Here is a 16,905-nt window from a genome sequence, read left to right on the forward strand (position 1 = left end):
AAGCGGGTAGGACGCGGCAGCGCGATGCGCGACCGCATGAATCCTGGAAGCAGACGGCGCGCGACGCGGGAAGTGAGCCGCCTCGCGCGCTCGTGCAGCGCATGTCGGATTTATTTTAGGGCGCGCGCGGGCATATCAAGAGCCGGCAAATGGGATAGGACAAAAGAAAAAAGGCGCACGGATCACCGTGCGCCTCTCGACGAAGCAGCGTTTGTGGGCGCGGCGCCGAAGCCGCGCCGCCGGCGTTCAGTCGCCGAACAGCTTCTGGCGCAGTTCGCGGCGCTCCTGCGCCTCGAGCGACAGCGTGGCCGTGGGCCGCGCGAGCAGACGCGGAATGCCGATCGGCTCACCGGTTTCTTCGCACCAGCCGTAGTCGCCAGAGTCGATGCGGGCGAGCGACTGCTGCACCTTCTTCAGCAGCTTGCGCTCGCGGTCGCGCGTGCGCAGCTCGAGTGCATGCTCTTCCTCGATCGTTGCGCGGTCGGCCGGGTCCGGCACGATTACTGTTTCGCGCAGGTTCTCGGTCGTCTGGCCGGCATTGCGGAGAATTTCCGCCTGCAGCTGTTCGAGCTTGTTCTTGAAGAAAGCGAGCTGATCCTCATTCATGTAATCCTTGTCGCTCATCTTCAGGATTTCGGCTTCGGTCAAGAGTCGTTTCGTCGTCATCTGGCTTACTTCTTCAATGTGAGGCAAAACTCTTACATAGTGCCCGCACTTTCGTATTGCCCGCAAGGCGCCTGGGACGTTGAGCACAAGCTGACACGGACGATGAACTGTCGTGACGCCGAAGCGCCTCACGCCCACCTCGGGCGTCGCAACGCCAATGCGGGGCCGAACTCCTCTGGAAACCGGTTCTCAAATGCTCCTGAGGTATTTGCTCCCGGGCAGCGAGCCTCCTCGGGCTGCTGCGGCGGGTATTGTCGGCGAGTTCCCCGGACAAGATTTTCCGGCGCCGCTACAAGCCCGGTGCGCCCCACTGCGCAATATGTAATCACCGCGCACTGACCGGGCAAATCGTTCTCATTCTCCAGTGGGCACGTATTGTAACTGAATCACAATCCGGCGCCGCAACTGGTGGAAATCCCTCGGCGGCGCACTGGTATCCCGAAAATATAACGCGCGAACGGTCAAAAAGCGATGGTTGAGCGCCCACTAATACAGCAGGGTTTTCACGCGTTTTTCATACATGTGCGCCACCGCACATTTCGCGGCGGCCATTTGGCCCCCGCGCCCCGAGTAACAGCAGACCAATACGCTTTTGCCAGGCGCGACGCTCAGGCGAGGCAGGCGTCGAGGCCGTCGGTAATCAGATCTTGCGGCAATTCGATGCCGATAAACACCATCTTGTTGGTCTTTTTCTCGGCCGGCTGCCATTTGGCCGCGAGGTCGCTGCCCATCATCTGATGCACGCCCTGGAACACGACTTTGCGGTCGACGCCCTTCATGTACAGCACGCCCTTGTAACGCAACAGGCGCTCGCCGTAGATCTGCAGGATGCCGCCGAGAAAGTCTTCGAGCTTGTTCGGATCGAACGGACGATCGTTGCGGTACACGAACGACTTGATCTTGTCGTCGTGATGCGCGTGATGATGATGCGCATGATCGTGGCCTTCATGGCCTTCATGGCCTTCGTGATCGCAATGGCCGTGGTCATGATCGCAATTTGCGTGGTCGTGATCGTGGCCGTGCGTGTGGCCGTGCTCGTCGTGCGCATGCGCGTGGTTATGCGCGTGTTCGTCCTCAACGAGGAAGTCCGGATCGATCTCGAGCTTCGAATTCAGATTGAAGCCGCGCAGGTCGAAGATTTCCTTGATGTCCGCGTCGCCGAAATTGACGACCTTGATTGCCGCCTTCGGATTCATATGCAGCAGACGGTGGCGCAGATCGCCCAGTTGCGCTTCGTCGACGAGATCGGCCTTCGTGATGAACAGGCGATCGGCGAAACCCACCTGGCGCTGCACGACTTCGTGCTCGTCCAGTTGGTGATTCGCGTGCTTCGCGTCGACCAGCGTGATGATCGCGTCGAGCAGGAATTCGCTGGCGATCTGGTCATCCATGAAGAAGGTCTGGGCGACGGGGCCGGGATTCGCGAGGCCGGTGGTTTCGATCACCACGCGGTCGAAGTCCAGTTTGCCCGACTGCTTCTGCGCCGCAAGATCGCTCAGCACGCGCGAAAGGTCGCCGCGGATCGTGCAGCAGATGCAGCCGTTGCTCATCTGGATGATCTGCTCGCTCGTGTCCTGCACGAGAATCTCGTTGTCGATGTTCTCTTCGCCGAACTCGTTCTCGATCACGGCGATCTTCATGCCGTGCTTTTCGTTCAGGATGCGCTTGAGCAGGGTAGTTTTGCCGCTGCCGAGAAAGCCGGTCAGGATGGTGACTGGGATCATGTTGTTCGCCTATAGAGTCGTGAAACGATGCGTAATCGTATGCTTAGCGGATGCATAGCGGTATGCATGAGCCGGGCGCGGCAACCTCGCGGCGCGCAGCCTGTCTAGCCGGTTATTGAAACATATCTGCCCACGCGGCGCTGGCAGCCGGCACGGCCGGGCCGCCGCCGCTCGCGTCCCGCTGCGAAATAACCGTGAAGTTATAGGCGATCAGGCGATTTGCAACAGCAGGCCCTTCAGGTATTCGCCTTCCGGAAATGCTGTGAGCAACGGATGATCCACCCCGGCGCCAAGACGCTTGAGAATCCGCGCGTCGACGCGCGCGTCCGCGGCCGCGCTTGCCACGATCTTCTGAAACAGCTCGGAATCGATCGCGCCGGAGCACGAGTAGGTGAACAGCAGGCCGCCTGGGCGCAGCAGCTTCAGCCCGGTCAGGTTGATGTCCTTGTACGCGCGCGACGCGCGGTCCACATGCTCGCGCGACGGCGCGAATTTCGGCGGATCGAGCACGATCAGGTCGAAACGCTCGCCTTCGTCGTAGAGGCGGCGCAGCGTCTTGAACGCGTCCGCGTCGAGCCAGGTCGCGCGCTCGGCGTCGAAGCCGTTCGCCGCCACGTTCTGCTGCGCGAGCGCGAGCGCCTCGCCGGACGAATCGATTGAAACGACCCGCTTGGCACCGCCTTTGAGCGCCGCCAGCGAGAAACCGCCCGTGTAGCAGAAGCAGTTCAACACGTCGCGGTCCTGCGCGAGCTGCTGCACGAGCAGGCGGTTATCGCGTTGGTCGACGTAGAAGCCGGTCTTGTGGCCGTTGCGCACGTCGACGTGATAACGCACGCCGTTTTCGCTCGCGATCAGCGCTTCCGACGGCGCTTCGCCCGCCAGCACGCCGGTCGTCTGTTCTAGCCCTTCCTTCTGACGAATCGACACGTCCGAGCGTTCGTAGACGTTCGGGCAGCCGGTCGCGCCGACGAGCGCGGCGACGATCGCCTCCTTCCACGCCTCGACGCCCGCCGCCATGAACTGGCAGACGAGCTGGCTGCGCTGGCCTTCGTCCTCGGCGACGTAGTGATCGACGATCAGGCCCGGCAGGCCGTCCGCTTCGCCGAAAATCAGCCGCACGGCGCCGGTGTCGCGCACCATCGTTTGACGATGGAGGAGCGCGCGCTGCACGCGGCGCTTGAAGAATGCGTGGTCGATCGGCTCGCTTTCGTCGAAGCTCCAGACGCGCGCGCGGATCTGCGAGTGCGGGCTGTAGGCGGCGCGCGCGAGAAACCGGCCGTCGTGCGCGCGCACGAGCACGGTCGCGCCCGGCGCGGGATTGCCGTCGATCCGGTCAATCGCGTTCGCATAGACCCACGGATGGCGGCGCAGCAGCGATTTTTCTTTCGACGGTTTGAGCGTAACGATATTCATGAGGGTGTCAGCAGAAGCAAGGGCCGCGCAAACTGCTGCGCGCGCGGCGGATGAAGCAAGGGCGGTGACTATCGAGCCGCAAGGGCGGCGTCAGTCGCGTTTTTTGGCGCGCGGATGCGCCTGATCGTAGACGCGCGCGAGGTGCTGGAAATCGAGCCCCGTGTACACCTGCGTCGCGGTGATGCTCGCGTGGCCGAGCAATTCCTGCACGGCGCGCAGGTCGCCGCTCGACTGCAGCACGTGCGTCGCGAACGAGTGCCGCAGCACGTGCGGATGCACATTGGCCGGAATGCCGGCGAGCAGCGCCGCGCGCTTCACACGCTCGCGCACGACGTTCGGCGACAGGCGATTGCCGCGCGCCGACAGAAAGAGCGGATGCGGATCGTGCTTGACCATCTGATCGCGCACGGCGAGCCACGCGTTCAGCGCGGTGAGCGCCTTGCTGCCGACCGGCACGATGCGGCGCCGCTTGCCCTTGCCGAGCACTTCGACTTCCGCGGAATCGAGCTTCAGCCAGCCGGCCGAGCGATAACCGTCGGCGTCGGCGAAACGGGCGTCCAGACCGACGAGTTCCGACAGACGCAGCCCCGACGAGTAGAACAGTTCGAGCATCGCGTGATCGCGCAAACCTTCCGCCGATGCGGCAGGCGGGCTTTCCATCAGGCGGTTCGCGTCGTCGACGGACAGCGCCTTCGGCAGCGCCTTGGGCTGCTTGGGCGCGCGCACGGTGGCGACGGGGTTGGCCGGCAGATCGATGCGGCCCGCGAGCCAGCGGTAAAACGCACGCCACGCCGACAGACGGTGACTGATCGAGCGCGCCGTTAGCCCGCCCGCGTGCGCGCGCGACACGGCGCCGCGAATATCGACAGCGGTCAGGCTTTCGAGCGGCCGGCCTTTCGCCAGCAGCCGCAATTGTTCGAGTTCGTGCGTGTAGCCGCGCAAGGTGTGCGCCGACAGCCGCCGCTCGTGCTCGAGATTCGACAGATACGCGGCGATGAAGTCGGTTTCGGTCACGATGGGCGGTTTGGCTTGATCGAGCAGGGTTCGGCTAACTTTTGCTGACGGCGGACGCGTGCGCTCGCGCGTTCAGCGCGGCAGCAGACGGCTCAGCGCGGCGCTTGCGAGCGCGCCGATCTGCGTGAGGAAGTCGGTCGCCATGCCGTCGTGGAAGCGGCGCGCGTCCGCGGAGCCCATCACGAGAAGGCCGAAGGCCGACGCTTCTTCATTGGCTTCCGGGTCGCGCAACGCGAGCAGTGCAATCGATTCGGTGACGTGCGTGGGCTCCGGCGCAGCGCCGCCGGACGGGTTTTCGTCGGCGCTGCCGGCAGCCGGCACGAGCCATTGCGCCGCCTCGAAACCGGTGTTCGCGCCGCAGTAAGGCGCTGCGAGGCTGTTCGCGAAGATCCGCACTTCTTCGCCGACGTGGCGCGCGAAGTCGGCCTGAGCATACGGCTCGGCGACGTCCCACACGCGCAGCGCCGCTTGCGGCACGTCGAAAATCTCACGCAGGCCATTGGCGACGGTACGCGGCAGCGCGTACGGATCGCGCTCGGCGATCACGCGAATCGTCCAGCGGTTGAACTTCGAGGCGATGCTGTCGTTTTCGTGGCCGTAGCGCAGCAGTTCGGCGAGACGACGTTCGAGATGCTTGTTCTTGTCGCGCAGCATTTCCATCTGCCGCTCCTGCAGGGACACCGCGGCCTTGCCGTGCGGGTTTGCGAGCCGGATGGTGGCGAGCACTTCCGCGTGTTCGGCGAAGAATTCGGGATTGGCGAGCAGGTATTCGGCGACTTCGCGATCGTTCATGGTTTCGGCTAAAGGACTACAGGACGACGCCTTCATGCGACGCGTCGGTCAGTGAGTTAATGAATCGTTCATGCGCGATCGAAGGCGACACGTTCAGTCGGCCAGTTCGATCTCGCCCTGGAAAACGGTCGTGGCCGGACCCGCCATCAGCAGCGGTTCGCTTTCCTTATTACTGTCCCACGAAATGGTGAGCTTGCCGCCGTGCGTGTGAACGAGCACCGGCGCGTCGAGCAGTCCGCGCCGAATGCCCGCGGCCACCGCCGCGCATGCGCCCGTGCCGCACGCCAGCGTTTCGCCGGCGCCGCGCTCATAGACGCGCAGCTTGATTTCGCTCCGGCCGACGATCTGCATGAAGCCCGCGTTCACCTTTTGCGGAAAGCGCGCGTGCCGCTCGATCACCGGACCTTCGACGAGCACCGGAAACGCCTCGACGTCGTCGACCACTTGCACGGCGTGCGGATTGCCCATCGACACGACCGAAATCCAGCGCGTCGTGCCGTTCACGTCGAGCGGCCAGAGCGTATCCGCGCCTTCGCGACGTCCCTGGAGACCTTTGGTGGCGAAAGGCACACGTTCCGGTTCGAACACCGGCGAGCCCATGTCGACGAGCACCTCGCCGTTTTCCTGCATGGTCAGCGTGATGGTGCCGTTCTGCACTTGCACGCGCACGCTGCGCTGATCGGTCAGCCCGCTGTCGCGCACGAACTTCACGAAGCAGCGCGCGCCGTTGCCGCAATGCTCGACTTCGCCGCCGTCGCAATTGAAGATGCGATACCTGAAATCGACGCCATCCACGGTAGGCTTTTCGACCAGCAGCAACTGGTCGGCGCCGACGCCGAAATGGCGGTCGGCGAGCGCGCGCACCTGCTCCGGCGTCAGGTTGAGCGCTTGCGTGTAGCCGTCGAGCACGACGAAGTCGTTACCCGCGCCGTGCATCTTGGTGAATTTCAGTTTCATCACGCTATTGTAAGTGACGCGCCCCTCGAGCGCCCTCAATACACGCTCGGCACACCGGGCGGCCGCGTCTTGAAACGCTTGTGCACCCAGTAGTACTGCTCGGGCATCGACGGAATCTGTTCTTCGAGGAACGCGTTCATGCGCCGCGCGTCCGCGTCGTCGTCGCCGGTCGGGTAGTTGTCCCACGGCTTGAACACCCTCAGCCGATAACCCTTGTAGTTCGGCAGCACTTCGCCGATGAACGGCACGACCTGCGCGTGACCGACTTTCGCGAGGCGGCCGACGGCGGTCAGCGTGCAGGTCGGCACGCCGAAGAACGGCACGAAAGTCGAATTGCGCGCGCCGTAGTCCATGTCGGCGCCGAGCATCACCGGCTTGCGCTCGCGCAGCCAGCGCAGCACGATGCGCGCGCTGTCGGCGCGGCTTGCCATGTCCGCGCCGAAGCGGGCGCGCGCGGCCTTGGCGACCTCCTCGAGTTCTGGGTTCGACATCGGCTGATACAGCGAGCCGCACTGACGTTTGAGCGAGTAATTGAGGAAGATCGAGCCCGCCTCGATGCCGACGAAATGAAAGCCGAGGAACAGCGTGGGCGGCAGGTTCGGATCGGTCAGATCGATTGCGCTGTCGACCTGAATCAGCTTTTCGAGCTTCTTCGCGGAGCCGAACCATTGGACGCTGCGCTCAAGGTAACTGCGGATCGCGTGACGGAAATGCTTCTGCGCGACTTCTTCGCGGCGCTCGTCGTTCCACTCCGGAAAGCACAGTTTCAGATTGATGTGGACGATGCGCTTGCGGCGGCTCGGAATCTGATAGAGCAGCCAGCCGAGTCCGTCGCCGAGGCGGGCGATGAAACCATACGGCAATAGTGCAAACAGTTTGAGAAGGCCGATCGCGAGCCGGGGACCAAGGCGGCTCAGCATGTGACCTCCTGGAAGGCGCTCGGCGTGATGCATTTAAGGAAAGCGGAGAAGTTGACGTAATACCGCACTCGTAGACACTCTGTGACAATCATCGGAAGTCGCTATAATAAGGGCTTCGCCGAGTTAATAGACAACTTGCGGGGCGAAGCCAGGCGGCGCGATCCATGTGATAAGCGCCTGCCAGTCAGGTAATCCGCTAAAGCGTCGCCGCTTCAGGCTCCCGAAGCTGGCTACGTGAACATTAACCGTAACCACATAACAGGAGTCTGCAACGTGGCAAACGACTATCTCTTCACCTCCGAATCCGTTTCAGAAGGCCATCCCGACAAGGTCGCGGACCAGATTTCGGACGCGATTCTCGACGCCATCCTGGCGCAGGACAAGTACTCGCGTGTTGCAGCGGAAACGCTGTGCAACACCGGTCTCGTCGTGCTCGCGGGTGAAATCACCACCACTGCCAACGTCGACTACATCCAGATCGCGCGCAACACGATCAAGCGCATCGGTTACGACAACACCGACTACGGTATCGACTATCGCGGTTGCGCGGTGCTGGTCGCGTACGACAAGCAGTCGCCGGACATCGCTCAGGGCGTGGATCGCGCGCACGACAACAACCTCGACCAGGGCGCCGGCGACCAGGGCCTGATGTTCGGCTACGCATGCGAAGAAACGCCTGAGCTGATGCCGTTGCCGATCCACCTGTCGCATCGTCTGGTCGAGCGTCAGGCGAATCTGCGCCGCGACGGCCGCCTGCCCTGGCTGCGCCCGGATGCGAAGTCGCAGGTCACCGTGCGGTATGTGGACGGCAAGCCGCATTCCATCGACACCGTCGTGCTCTCCACGCAGCATTCGCCGGACATCGATCTGGATACGCTGCGCGAAGCCGTGATCGAAGAGGTGATCAAGCCGACGCTGCCGGCTGAACTCATCAAGGGCGACATCAAGTTCCTCGTGAACCCGACCGGCCGGTTCGTGATCGGCGGTCCGCAAGGCGACTGCGGTCTGACGGGCCGCAAGATCATCGTCGATACGTACGGCGGCGCGGCTCCGCACGGCGGCGGCGCGTTCTCGGGCAAAGACCCGTCGAAGGTCGACCGTTCGGCCGCTTACGCCGGCCGCTATGTCGCGAAGAACATCGTGGCCGCGGGCCTCGCGTCGCGCTGCCTGATCCAGGTGTCGTACGCGATCGGCGTCGCGCAGCCCACGTCGGTCATGGTCAACACGTTCGGCACCGGCCGCGTGTCGGACGCGACGATCACGCGCCTCGTGCAGGAGCATTTCGATCTGCGTCCGAAGGGCATCATTCAGATGCTCGACCTGCTGCGTCCGGTCTACGAGAAGAGCGCGGCTTATGGCCACTTCGGCCGCGAAGAGCCGGAATTCACGTGGGAAGCCACGGACAAGGCGCTGGCCCTCGCGGAGGCCGCCGGCACTGAGCCGGTCGCTGCGCTGGCGGACTAACGCTAGATTCAGGCGTCTGAATGCGAAAAACCCTGCCGGCTTGCGCCGCGCAGGGTTTTTTATTTGGCGCTCGTGGTGGCTCCTAGCGGCTCGCGAAAGCGAACGCGAACCAGCCCGTGCTGCCGTTCGTCGACATACGACGCGGACGGCGACTGGTGCTTTGCGACGGCACGGCAACCGGCGCGCGCTGCGCTGCGGTGAGGCGCAGCGGCGTCGGCTTGCGCAGCAGCGTGCGCAGCGAGAAGCGGCGCGAACCGCCTCGCGTACGCAAGGCCGAGAAGAATGTGTTGAACCAGGTGCGAATGCCGTCGACGGCTTTCGTGTCGCGCCATTGTTCGCCCAAGGCGCGTGTGCGCGTGGCGTGATGACGCAGCGCGCGCACGACATGGCGGCGCGCCGGACGGGCGGCTTTGAGGGCGGCTCGGGTAAAACGTGTGCTCAGAAGAGTATGCATGGCTTCACAAGTAGGCAGCGTGTCGCGCGACGAAATGTGCGCCCAATAGCAGCACCAAGCGTGCCAATGGCGGTCTCGCGATAGATGGTTCGGGAGCCCGGAATCCGGTGGAAAACTGCGCGGCGGGGAACTGCGCGGAGAACAGCGCCTTGGGCTTCATGGCCCGTGGGACGCGAAAACAGACGGGAATAGCGATCAACATGCGTGCAGGCTACACGTGATTCATGACGTCTGAAAGTCGGTTTTTACCCTGCGGATGAGGGTTCATACGTAGTTCGCAGAGCGGCAAAGGGCAAGTGCACACGGGTTTCGCGGACACTCTTCATGCACGTTACCGTGCGTGCCCGCACAGCCCGCGTGCGTCGGCAAGCCGCACGCCGCCTGCAAATAGTGCGCGGCATTGCGGACCTGCATCAACTTCATGTCGACGCGCGACGGTGAAACAGCACGCGGTATGATCGCGCCCGTTTTACAATCGAAGATCGGTTAGTCGACGGTCACGGATCACCATGTCACTCCATTCGAAGAAAGAGCAGATTCACACGTTGCGCGAGCAGGGTTTTGTCGTCGTGCCGGGTCTCGTGTCGGCCGAGCGTTGCGAGCAGATGAAGCAGATCGCGCAACGTCAACTTGAAGAAGCCGCCGCGCCGATCGAGTTCGAAGCGGATCTGCAATATCCCGGCGCGCCGTCGTCGAAACTCGCGCCCGGCGGTCATACCGTGCGGCGTTTGCTCGACGCCTACGGCCGCGATCCCAGTTTCGCGCAATGGGCGACCGCGCCCGAGATTCGCGGCTGGATGGAGTTGTATTTCGGCGAGGAGCCGCGCCTGTCGCGCGCGCATCACAACTGCATGATGACCAAGCACCCGGCGTACGGCAGCCTGACCGGCTGGCATCGCGACGTGCGTTACTGGTCGTTCGAACGCGACGATCTCGTTTCGGTGTGGCTTGCGTTGGGCGACGAAACCGTCGACAACGGCGCGCTATGGCTCGTGCCCGGCTCGCACAGCGCGCCATTCACCGGCGATCGTTTCGACGAAGCCAAGTTCTTCCGCTCCGATCTGGAGGAAAACCAGGCGTGGATTCGCGCGGCCGTTTCGCCCGAACTGAAAGCCGGCGACGTGGTGTTCTTCCACTGCAATACGCTGCACTCGGCGGGCAAGAATCTGAGCGACCGCGTGAAGTTCTCGCTCGTCTACACGTATCACGGCGCGAGCAATGTGCCGTTGCCCGGAACGCGGTCGGCCGCGAAGCCTGAAATTGCTTTCTGATCCGACGATTCACTAGCGCTTTGTGACGGCGCCAAACGCACGCGCGAGAGCGTTTAACCCTGGCGCCGCCGCTTAGCCGGCTAGCGCTTGCGTCCCGACAACGCCATGCCCGTAATTCCCGCGAGCGTTGCCACGACGCCGCCGACAATCAGCATGATCGCCTTGTTCGTCGGCGAACCCGTAAATACGCGCGAGACGTCGCTGCTCACCGAATTGAATGCCTGTCCGCCGAAGTACAGCAGCAATACGCCGCCGACAATCAGCGCAATCGAAATCGCCTTCGCCATTGAATGCTCCCTAAGCCTGGTCGGCGAAAGTGTAGGGGACCTGCAAGCACTCGTCCATCGTGCATGGCGGGCGTCTGCACGCATCGCGTCGATTGGCTACCATAGCGGTCTCGCCGCCTATAAAAACAGATCGCAGCGGCACGCCTCCCGCAGAATGCGCTTGCCCATGCCCGAAATCACCGGGCGACATCATCATCAAGGACACTAGCAATGGCTTACGAAGCAGCTTCAGAACGCTATTCGGACATGCAGTACCGCGTGTGCGGCAAGACGGGTCTCAAACTTCCCGCGCTGTCGCTCGGCTTGTGGCACAACTTCGGCGACACCACGCCGCTCTCGACGCAGCGCGAAATTCTGCGTACCGCCTTCGACCTCGGCATCACGCATTTCGATCTCGCCAACAACTATGGGCCGCCGTACGGCAGCGCGGAGACGAACTTCGGCCGTCATTTCAAGGACGACTTCAAGCCGTATCGCGACGAACTGCTGATTTCGTCGAAGGCGGGTTGGGACATGTGGCCGGGTCCGTACGGACAAGGCGGCGGATCGCGCAAGTATGTGCTCGCGAGTCTCGATCAGAGTCTTAAGCGCATGGGCCTCGACTACGTGGACATTTTCTATTCGCATCGCTTCGACGCGAACACGCCGCTCGAGGAAACCGCGGGCGCATTGGCCAGCGCCGTGCAGCAGGGCAAGGCGCTGTACATCGGCATTTCGTCGTACTCGGCAAGCAAGACGCTCGAAATGGCGAAGCTGCTCGCCGAATACAAGGTGCCGTTGCTGATTCATCAGCCTGCGTACAACATGCTGAATCGCTGGATCGAACGTGAGTTGCTCGACACGCTCGAACAGGTCGGCGCGGGCACGATTGCGTTCACGCCGCTGGCGCAGGGCCTCTTGACCGGCAAGTATCTGAACGGCGTGCCTCAAGACGCGCGCGTCAACAAGCCGGGCGGCGGATCACTGAAGCAGGAACATTTGAGCGAGCAGAACATCGAGCACGTGCGCAAGCTGAACGACATCGCGCAGCGTCGCGGACAAAGCCTCGCGCAAATGGCGCTTGCCTGGGCGCTGCGCGATCCGCGCGTGACTTCCGTGCTGATCGGCGCGAGCCGCGCGGAGCAGGTGCGCGAAAACGTCGGCGCGTTGAAGAACCTCGCGTTCTCGAAGGAGGAACTCGCGGAGATCGATCGTTACGCGACTGAAGGCGGCGTCAATCTGTGGGAGAAACCGTCGACGGATCAGGCGATCTGATTCCGGCGACGCTGCCGCCTTGCAAACGAACAGATCAACAGATGAACAGAAAGCCGCCGCACAGGCGGCTTTTTTTCGCTAGACGAGCGCGGGCAAGCCTTCGACCAGCACGACTGCGAAGACGACGCCGAGCAGCGCGCCCAGCACGCGCAGCGCGTTGTGCCGCAACTCCGTCTTGCAAGGCAGCGCGCCTACGAACAATGCCCCGGCAAGCGCCATCGGAATGACCAGGATGAAGTCGCCAATCGTGAAGTAGGTCGTCATACTCGTCTCCTGTTGTATTGGCCGCGTGTGGCCGCCAAACAGCAGCTCTGTTCAAGAGCCGTGCAGTGCCAACGCTCGATTTGAGTATAGATGACGCCTGAAGCGGCGTAGCCGCGTCCACGAGCTTCGCGACGCTTATTCGCAGGCCGCAGAAGCCAACGCCTGCAAGGCTCGCGGCGCTTGTGGCGGCGCAGCAAAATACGCCGCAAAAAGTGAAGCGTTTGCTTACGCACCCCTTACTTTTTATCGATTTTCGATGCGAGGTGAATCGTCGGCGCGGTCGGCGAGCGCGTCGCGGCCAAGTCGCGATCGAGTCGTGTTCGACTCAACCGTGAGCCGAGTCGAGCCGCTGCAATCTGAACGCCGCGAGCAGACCGATCACGAGCAGCGCGGCAACGAGTCCGGCAACGCCGCTCCATCCATAGCCGGCCCACATATGGCCGCCATATGAGCCGATCACGCTCGAGCCGATGTAATACGCGAGCAGATAAAGCGCGGCCGCCTGGCCCTTGGCTTCTTTCGCGAGACGCCCGACCCAGCCGCTCGCGACAGCATGTCCCGCGAAGAAGCCGAACGTCACGCATGCAATGCCGCCGACAATCGCCGCAAGCGCGCTCAGCATCGTGAGCGCGAGCCCCACGCCCATCAGCAGAAGACTCGCGCTTAGCACGCGGGCGCGCCCGAACGTATCGGCCATGCGCCCCGACCAGGGCGACGCGATGACGCCCGTCAGATAGACGACGAAGATCGCGCCGATCTCCGTTTGACTCAGGCGATACGGCGGCGCGAGCAGCCGGTAGCCGATGTAGTTGTACAGCGTGACGAAACTGCCCATCAGCACGAAGCCGAGCAGGAACAGCAACGGCAAGCCCGGCCGCGTGAATTGCCGCAGCAGCGCGCTGCGATGATGCGTGAAGCCGAGCCCGCGCCGCGGCACGAAGTGACGCGACGGCGGCAGCAGCGCGCGAAACGCGAGCATCGACAGAATGCCTAGCACGCCGATCGTGCCGATCGCGACGCGCCACGAAAACAGATCCGCGACCACGCCGGTAATCACGCGCCCCGCCATTCCGCCAATCGCGGTGCCGCCGACATACAGCCCCATCGCGAGGCCCAGACCGTCGGGGTGAACTTCTTCCGCGAGATAGGCCATCGCGACGGCCGGCACGCCGCCGAGCGCGAGTCCTTCGAGCGCGCGCAACACGAGCAACTGATGCCACTGCGGCGCAATCGACACGCCGATGGTCAGCAACGCGGAAGCCGTCAGCGACATCGTCATCAGCTTGTGACGGCTCCAGCCTTCGGAGACAAAGCCCGCGGTGAAGATGGAGACGGCGAGCGCGGCCGTCGACAGCGAAACGGTGAGGCTGCTTTGCGCAGGCGTCACGTTGAATGTCGACGAAAACGACGGCAGCAGCGGCTGCACGCAATACAGCAACGAGAACGTGGCATAGCCGGCAAACAACAAGGCGATGCTGGCGCGCCAATAGGCACGAGTGCCGCGTTCGAGGTAAGAGAGGTGGGAGGCGTGAGAGGCGTTGGGCACGGCAAAGACGAAGAAAGACGAAAGCGGAAAAGGCGGAAGTGCAAACGGCCGCATAGTCGAAGCGTTCTAAAGCGCCGGGGTCATGATCATTGCCACGATCACGGCCGCTATTCGCGAGACGCCGCGCATGCAAAGCAGTTAAGGATACGCTGAAAATCGCGCCCTGGTGTGCGAGCGCTGCGCGCGTTGCGCCGACGCTCCGCGTTTTTGATCTCCGCGCCCAGCAGGGTTTATGATGGTCTCGTTGCGATGCGCGCGTCGCGACGAATCCAGCGAAACGACGGGTGAAGCGCCCCGAGTTCCGGCTTTCAAGGGCCCCGCAAAACGGGAACAATGACGAGATGCTCTCACGCGTATTCACGCGCAGCAGTTTGGGTGCGTACGCAACGTTACCGGCGAAGCGGCGCTTTTATCATCACCTTGACCGGCATGAATCCAGAAAGCCGGCTATGGGAGAACGGGGAAACATCATGCAAATCGGTTCCATTGTCCGATCGGTGCATATCGCCGTGCCGCAAGGCGCGCGCGGAATCGTCATGCGCATTCTCGGCGACATGGCCATGGTGGCGTGGTACGCCGGCGAGCCCGGCGCTTCGCCGCAACTGAACACCGAACCCTTTTTCCTCGAAGACCTTATCGACACCGGCGAACTCGTGCGTCCGTCAAGCGCGCAGATGCATTGAAGCGGTTGCGGTTTCGCGCGTCTGCCGCTATCTCGCAGACGCGCGCCGCGAACCGGGCCACTCGTCTTTGACGGCGGCGCGGCGCACAATGCGGGCATGAACGACATTCTCGATCCACAGGACGGCGCCGCGCGCGCTGTGCCTTTCGCCCGGCTTCAGCCGGAAGTCGTACTCGACGCGCTCGACAGCGTGCTCGGCTCCGTCGGCGTTCGCACCGACGGGCGCATGCTGCCGCTTAACAGCTACGAGAACCGCGTGTATCAGGTGGGCGTCGAAGACGGGCCGCCCGTGGTCGCGAAGTTTTATCGACCGGAGCGCTGGAGCGACGCCGCCATTCTCGAAGAACATGCGTTCGTCGCCGAACTTGCGGCGCGCGAAATTCCCGCCGTGCCTGCGCGCACGTTCGAGGGCCGCACGCTGCATACGTTCGACGGCTTCCGCTTTTCGATTTTCGAGCGCCGCGGCGGACGCGCGCCCGACCTTGATCGTCGGGATACGCTCGAGTGGCTCGGGCGTTTTATCGGGCGGATTCATGCGGTCGGGCAGACGCAAAACTACACGGAGCGTCCCGCGCTCGACATCCAGACTTTCGGCTATGAGCCGCGCGACTTTCTGCTCGCGCACCGCTTTCTTCCCGACGACGTGCGCGGCGCGTGGGAAACCGTCATCAATCTCGCGCTGGAAGGCGTCGAACGCGCCTTCGAACGCGCGGGCGAGATTCGCATGTTGCGAATGCACGGCGACTGCCATCCGAGCAACGTGTTGTGGACCGACGCGGGCCCGCATTTCGTCGACTTCGACGACAGCCGCATGGGTCCGGCCGTGCAGGATTTGTGGCTGCTGCTGCCGGGCGAACGCGCGGAGGCGTCGCGCGCACTCACCGACCTGCTCGCCGGCTACGAAGACTTCTGCGACTTCGAACCGCGCGAACTGCATCTGATCGAAGCGCTGCGCACGCTGCGGCTCATCCACTATCAGGCATGGCTCGCGCGACGCTGGGACGACCCCGCGTTTCCGGCCGCGTTCCCCTGGTTCAATACGCAGCGTTACTGGGAAGACCGCATCCTCGAAATGCGCGAGCAGCTCGGCGCGATGCAGGAAGGGCCGCTCTGGCCCGTGTGAACGTGTGAACGTGTGAACCGAAGCGCCGACGCCACATTCCCGGCACGCCGCGATTGAGCAAACGCATCAATTGTGTAATGATAGCCATTCTCAATTGAAGGGCGTCGCCAGCTTCCTGTCACATTTCTCCTCCTCTGTGACTGCCAGCCAGCCTCTCAATGGGGCGGCTGCCGAGCGCAAGCCGGAGCCGTCTGCTTTCTCCTTTTTCGAATTCCTTCGCTGCCGGTTTGCGAGCGCGCGCGTGCTGTGCGCGTGCGCCCCGGCGGCGGCTTAACCTGCTGCACCGGAGCATGGATGTGAACGCGCCTGACTCGATCGATATGAAACCCGCAGCCGATGGCGCCACGCGCTACGTCGCGCATGACGAGCCGCCGGGCCGTCATCTGATGGACGGCGCCGAGCAGGCGGCGCGGCGTCAGCGTTCGCGGCGCGCGAACTTTATCAAGTGGCTGCGCAAGGTGCATGGATGGGTCGGCCTGTGGGGCGCCGTGCTCGGACTGCTGTTCGGCGCGACCGGCTTTCTGCTGAACCATCGCGCGGGTCCGATGAAGGTGTCGACCGGGCAGCCGCAGGTCGAGGAATTGCAGATGGCCGTGCCCGACAAGCCATTCCATTCGCCGATGGACATGGCGAAGTGGCTCAAGGGCGAGCTGAAAATAGACGGCAAGCCGGGCCGGATGAAACGCGAACCGGCGCATCCGGTGGCGTGGGGCGATCAGAGCACGATTCAGCCGGAATTCTGGCAGGTGGCATTCGCCGCGCCGACGCAGAACGTGCAGGCCGAATACTGGGTCGGCAATGGTTTCGTCGCCGTGAAGCGCACGCAAAACACCTTTCTCGCGACGATGACGAACCTGCACAAAGGCGTGGGCCTGAGCATCGGCTGGATGCTGCTGGTCGACACGATTGCCGGCTCGCTGATCCTGCTTTCGCTGACGGGCGTGCTGTTGTGGACCGAGTTGAACAAACGACGCGTGGTGGGCGTGGTGCTGGTGGGCGGATCGATCATCGCCGCCGTGGTGTGCGGCTTGGTGTAAGCATGCCGACGCGCGCGCACGCTCGCAGCGCGCGACC

General features: G+C 63.3%; 17 protein-coding genes. 6 read left to right on the forward strand and 11 right to left on the reverse strand.

The features are described from left to right. Positions 1–246: 246 nt before the first annotated feature. The 7 genes from dksA to CUJ91_RS00815 form a co-directional block, all read right to left on the reverse strand. Positions 247–666, reverse strand: a complete 420-nt coding sequence (gene dksA / locus CUJ91_RS00785) for an RNA polymerase-binding protein DksA (RefSeq protein ID WP_006050516.1) — start codon at positions 664–666, stop codon at positions 247–249. 608 nt (positions 667–1,274) lie between these two features. Next, the gene (locus tag CUJ91_RS00790; RefSeq protein WP_114155694.1) at positions 1,275–2,390 is read right to left on the reverse strand and encodes a CobW family GTP-binding protein; all 1,116 of its coding nucleotides are present in this window, start codon (positions 2,388–2,390) and stop codon (positions 1,275–1,277) included. 210 nt (positions 2,391–2,600) lie between these two features. Continuing rightward, positions 2,601–3,803 (reverse strand): class I SAM-dependent rRNA methyltransferase, encoded by a 1,203-nt coding sequence (locus CUJ91_RS00795; RefSeq protein WP_114155695.1) that lies wholly within the window; start codon positions 3,801–3,803, stop codon positions 2,601–2,603. A 90-nt stretch (positions 3,804–3,893) separates the two neighbouring features. Then, entirely contained in the window at positions 3,894–4,817 is a 924-nt protein-coding gene (gene xerC / locus CUJ91_RS00800; protein ID WP_107709152.1) for a tyrosine recombinase XerC, read from the reverse strand. 72 nt (positions 4,818–4,889) lie between these two features. Beyond that, positions 4,890–5,609, reverse strand: a complete 720-nt coding sequence (locus tag CUJ91_RS00805) for a DUF484 family protein (protein ID WP_114155696.1) — start codon at positions 5,607–5,609, stop codon at positions 4,890–4,892. 93 nt (positions 5,610–5,702) lie between these two features. After that, positions 5,703–6,566 carry a diaminopimelate epimerase gene (gene dapF / locus CUJ91_RS00810; RefSeq protein WP_044021421.1) on the reverse strand — a complete coding sequence of 288 codons (864 nt, stop codon included), beginning with the start codon at positions 6,564–6,566 and terminating at the stop codon, positions 5,703–5,705. A 35-nt stretch (positions 6,567–6,601) separates the two neighbouring features. Next, a complete protein-coding gene (locus CUJ91_RS00815) occupies positions 6,602–7,486 on the reverse strand; it encodes a lipid A biosynthesis lauroyl acyltransferase (protein WP_029969470.1) in 885 nt (294 codons plus the stop codon). 273 nt (positions 7,487–7,759) lie between these two features. On the opposite strand from CUJ91_RS00815, the gene metK reads away from it, so the two are divergent. Further along, positions 7,760–8,950 carry a methionine adenosyltransferase gene (gene metK, locus CUJ91_RS00820; protein WP_006050509.1) on the forward strand — a complete coding sequence of 397 codons (1,191 nt, stop codon included), beginning with the start codon at positions 7,760–7,762 and terminating at the stop codon, positions 8,948–8,950. 82 nt (positions 8,951–9,032) lie between these two features. On the opposite strand, the gene CUJ91_RS00825 is transcribed toward metK, so the two are convergent. Beyond that, positions 9,033–9,404: a hypothetical protein gene (locus CUJ91_RS00825; RefSeq protein ID WP_006050508.1), complete on the reverse strand. Its 372-nt coding sequence runs from the start codon at positions 9,402–9,404 to the stop codon at positions 9,033–9,035. A gap of 509 nt (positions 9,405–9,913) precedes the next feature. Between CUJ91_RS00825 and CUJ91_RS00830 the strand changes: the two genes are divergently transcribed. After that, positions 9,914–10,675, forward strand: coding sequence for a phytanoyl-CoA dioxygenase family protein (locus tag CUJ91_RS00830; protein WP_114155697.1), 762 nt, complete (start codon positions 9,914–9,916; stop codon positions 10,673–10,675). A gap of 80 nt (positions 10,676–10,755) precedes the next feature. On the opposite strand, the gene CUJ91_RS00835 is transcribed toward CUJ91_RS00830, so the two are convergent. Next, the gene (locus CUJ91_RS00835) at positions 10,756–10,962 is read right to left on the reverse strand and encodes a DUF3185 family protein (RefSeq protein WP_006050506.1); all 207 of its coding nucleotides are present in this window, start codon (positions 10,960–10,962) and stop codon (positions 10,756–10,758) included. Positions 10,963–11,172: 210 nt separating this feature from the next. On the opposite strand from CUJ91_RS00835, the gene mgrA reads away from it, so the two are divergent. Next, on the forward strand, positions 11,173–12,216 hold the full coding sequence (gene mgrA / locus CUJ91_RS00840; RefSeq protein WP_006050505.1) for an L-glyceraldehyde 3-phosphate reductase: 1,044 nt from the start codon (positions 11,173–11,175) through the stop codon (positions 12,214–12,216). Between the two features lie 78 nt (positions 12,217–12,294). Here the strand turns inward: mgrA and CUJ91_RS00845 are convergent, their stop codons facing one another. Together CUJ91_RS00845 and CUJ91_RS00850 are read right to left on the reverse strand one after the other, a co-directional pair. After that, a complete protein-coding gene (locus CUJ91_RS00845; protein WP_006050504.1) occupies positions 12,295–12,480 on the reverse strand; it encodes a hypothetical protein in 186 nt (61 codons plus the stop codon). A 325-nt stretch (positions 12,481–12,805) separates the two neighbouring features. Next, a complete protein-coding gene (locus CUJ91_RS00850) occupies positions 12,806–14,080 on the reverse strand; it encodes an MFS transporter (protein WP_244230958.1) in 1,275 nt (424 codons plus the stop codon). 416 nt (positions 14,081–14,496) lie between these two features. On the opposite strand from CUJ91_RS00850, the gene CUJ91_RS00855 reads away from it, so the two are divergent. The 3 genes from CUJ91_RS00855 to CUJ91_RS00865 all read left to right on the forward strand — a co-directional run bounded on the left by CUJ91_RS00855 (position 14,497) and on the right by CUJ91_RS00865 (position 16,868). Then, positions 14,497–14,709 carry a hypothetical protein gene (locus tag CUJ91_RS00855; protein ID WP_006050502.1) on the forward strand — a complete coding sequence of 71 codons (213 nt, stop codon included), beginning with the start codon at positions 14,497–14,499 and terminating at the stop codon, positions 14,707–14,709. A gap of 96 nt (positions 14,710–14,805) precedes the next feature. Next, entirely contained in the window at positions 14,806–15,831 is a 1,026-nt protein-coding gene (locus tag CUJ91_RS00860; protein ID WP_114155698.1) for a serine/threonine protein kinase, read from the forward strand. Between the two features lie 296 nt (positions 15,832–16,127). Continuing rightward, positions 16,128–16,868 carry a PepSY-associated TM helix domain-containing protein gene (locus CUJ91_RS00865; protein WP_006050500.1) on the forward strand — a complete coding sequence of 247 codons (741 nt, stop codon included), beginning with the start codon at positions 16,128–16,130 and terminating at the stop codon, positions 16,866–16,868. Positions 16,869–16,905 lie beyond the last annotated feature (37 nt).

This window comes from Paraburkholderia graminis (assembly GCF_003330785.1).
Taxonomy (GTDB): Bacteria; Pseudomonadota; Gammaproteobacteria; order Burkholderiales; family Burkholderiaceae; genus Paraburkholderia; species Paraburkholderia graminis.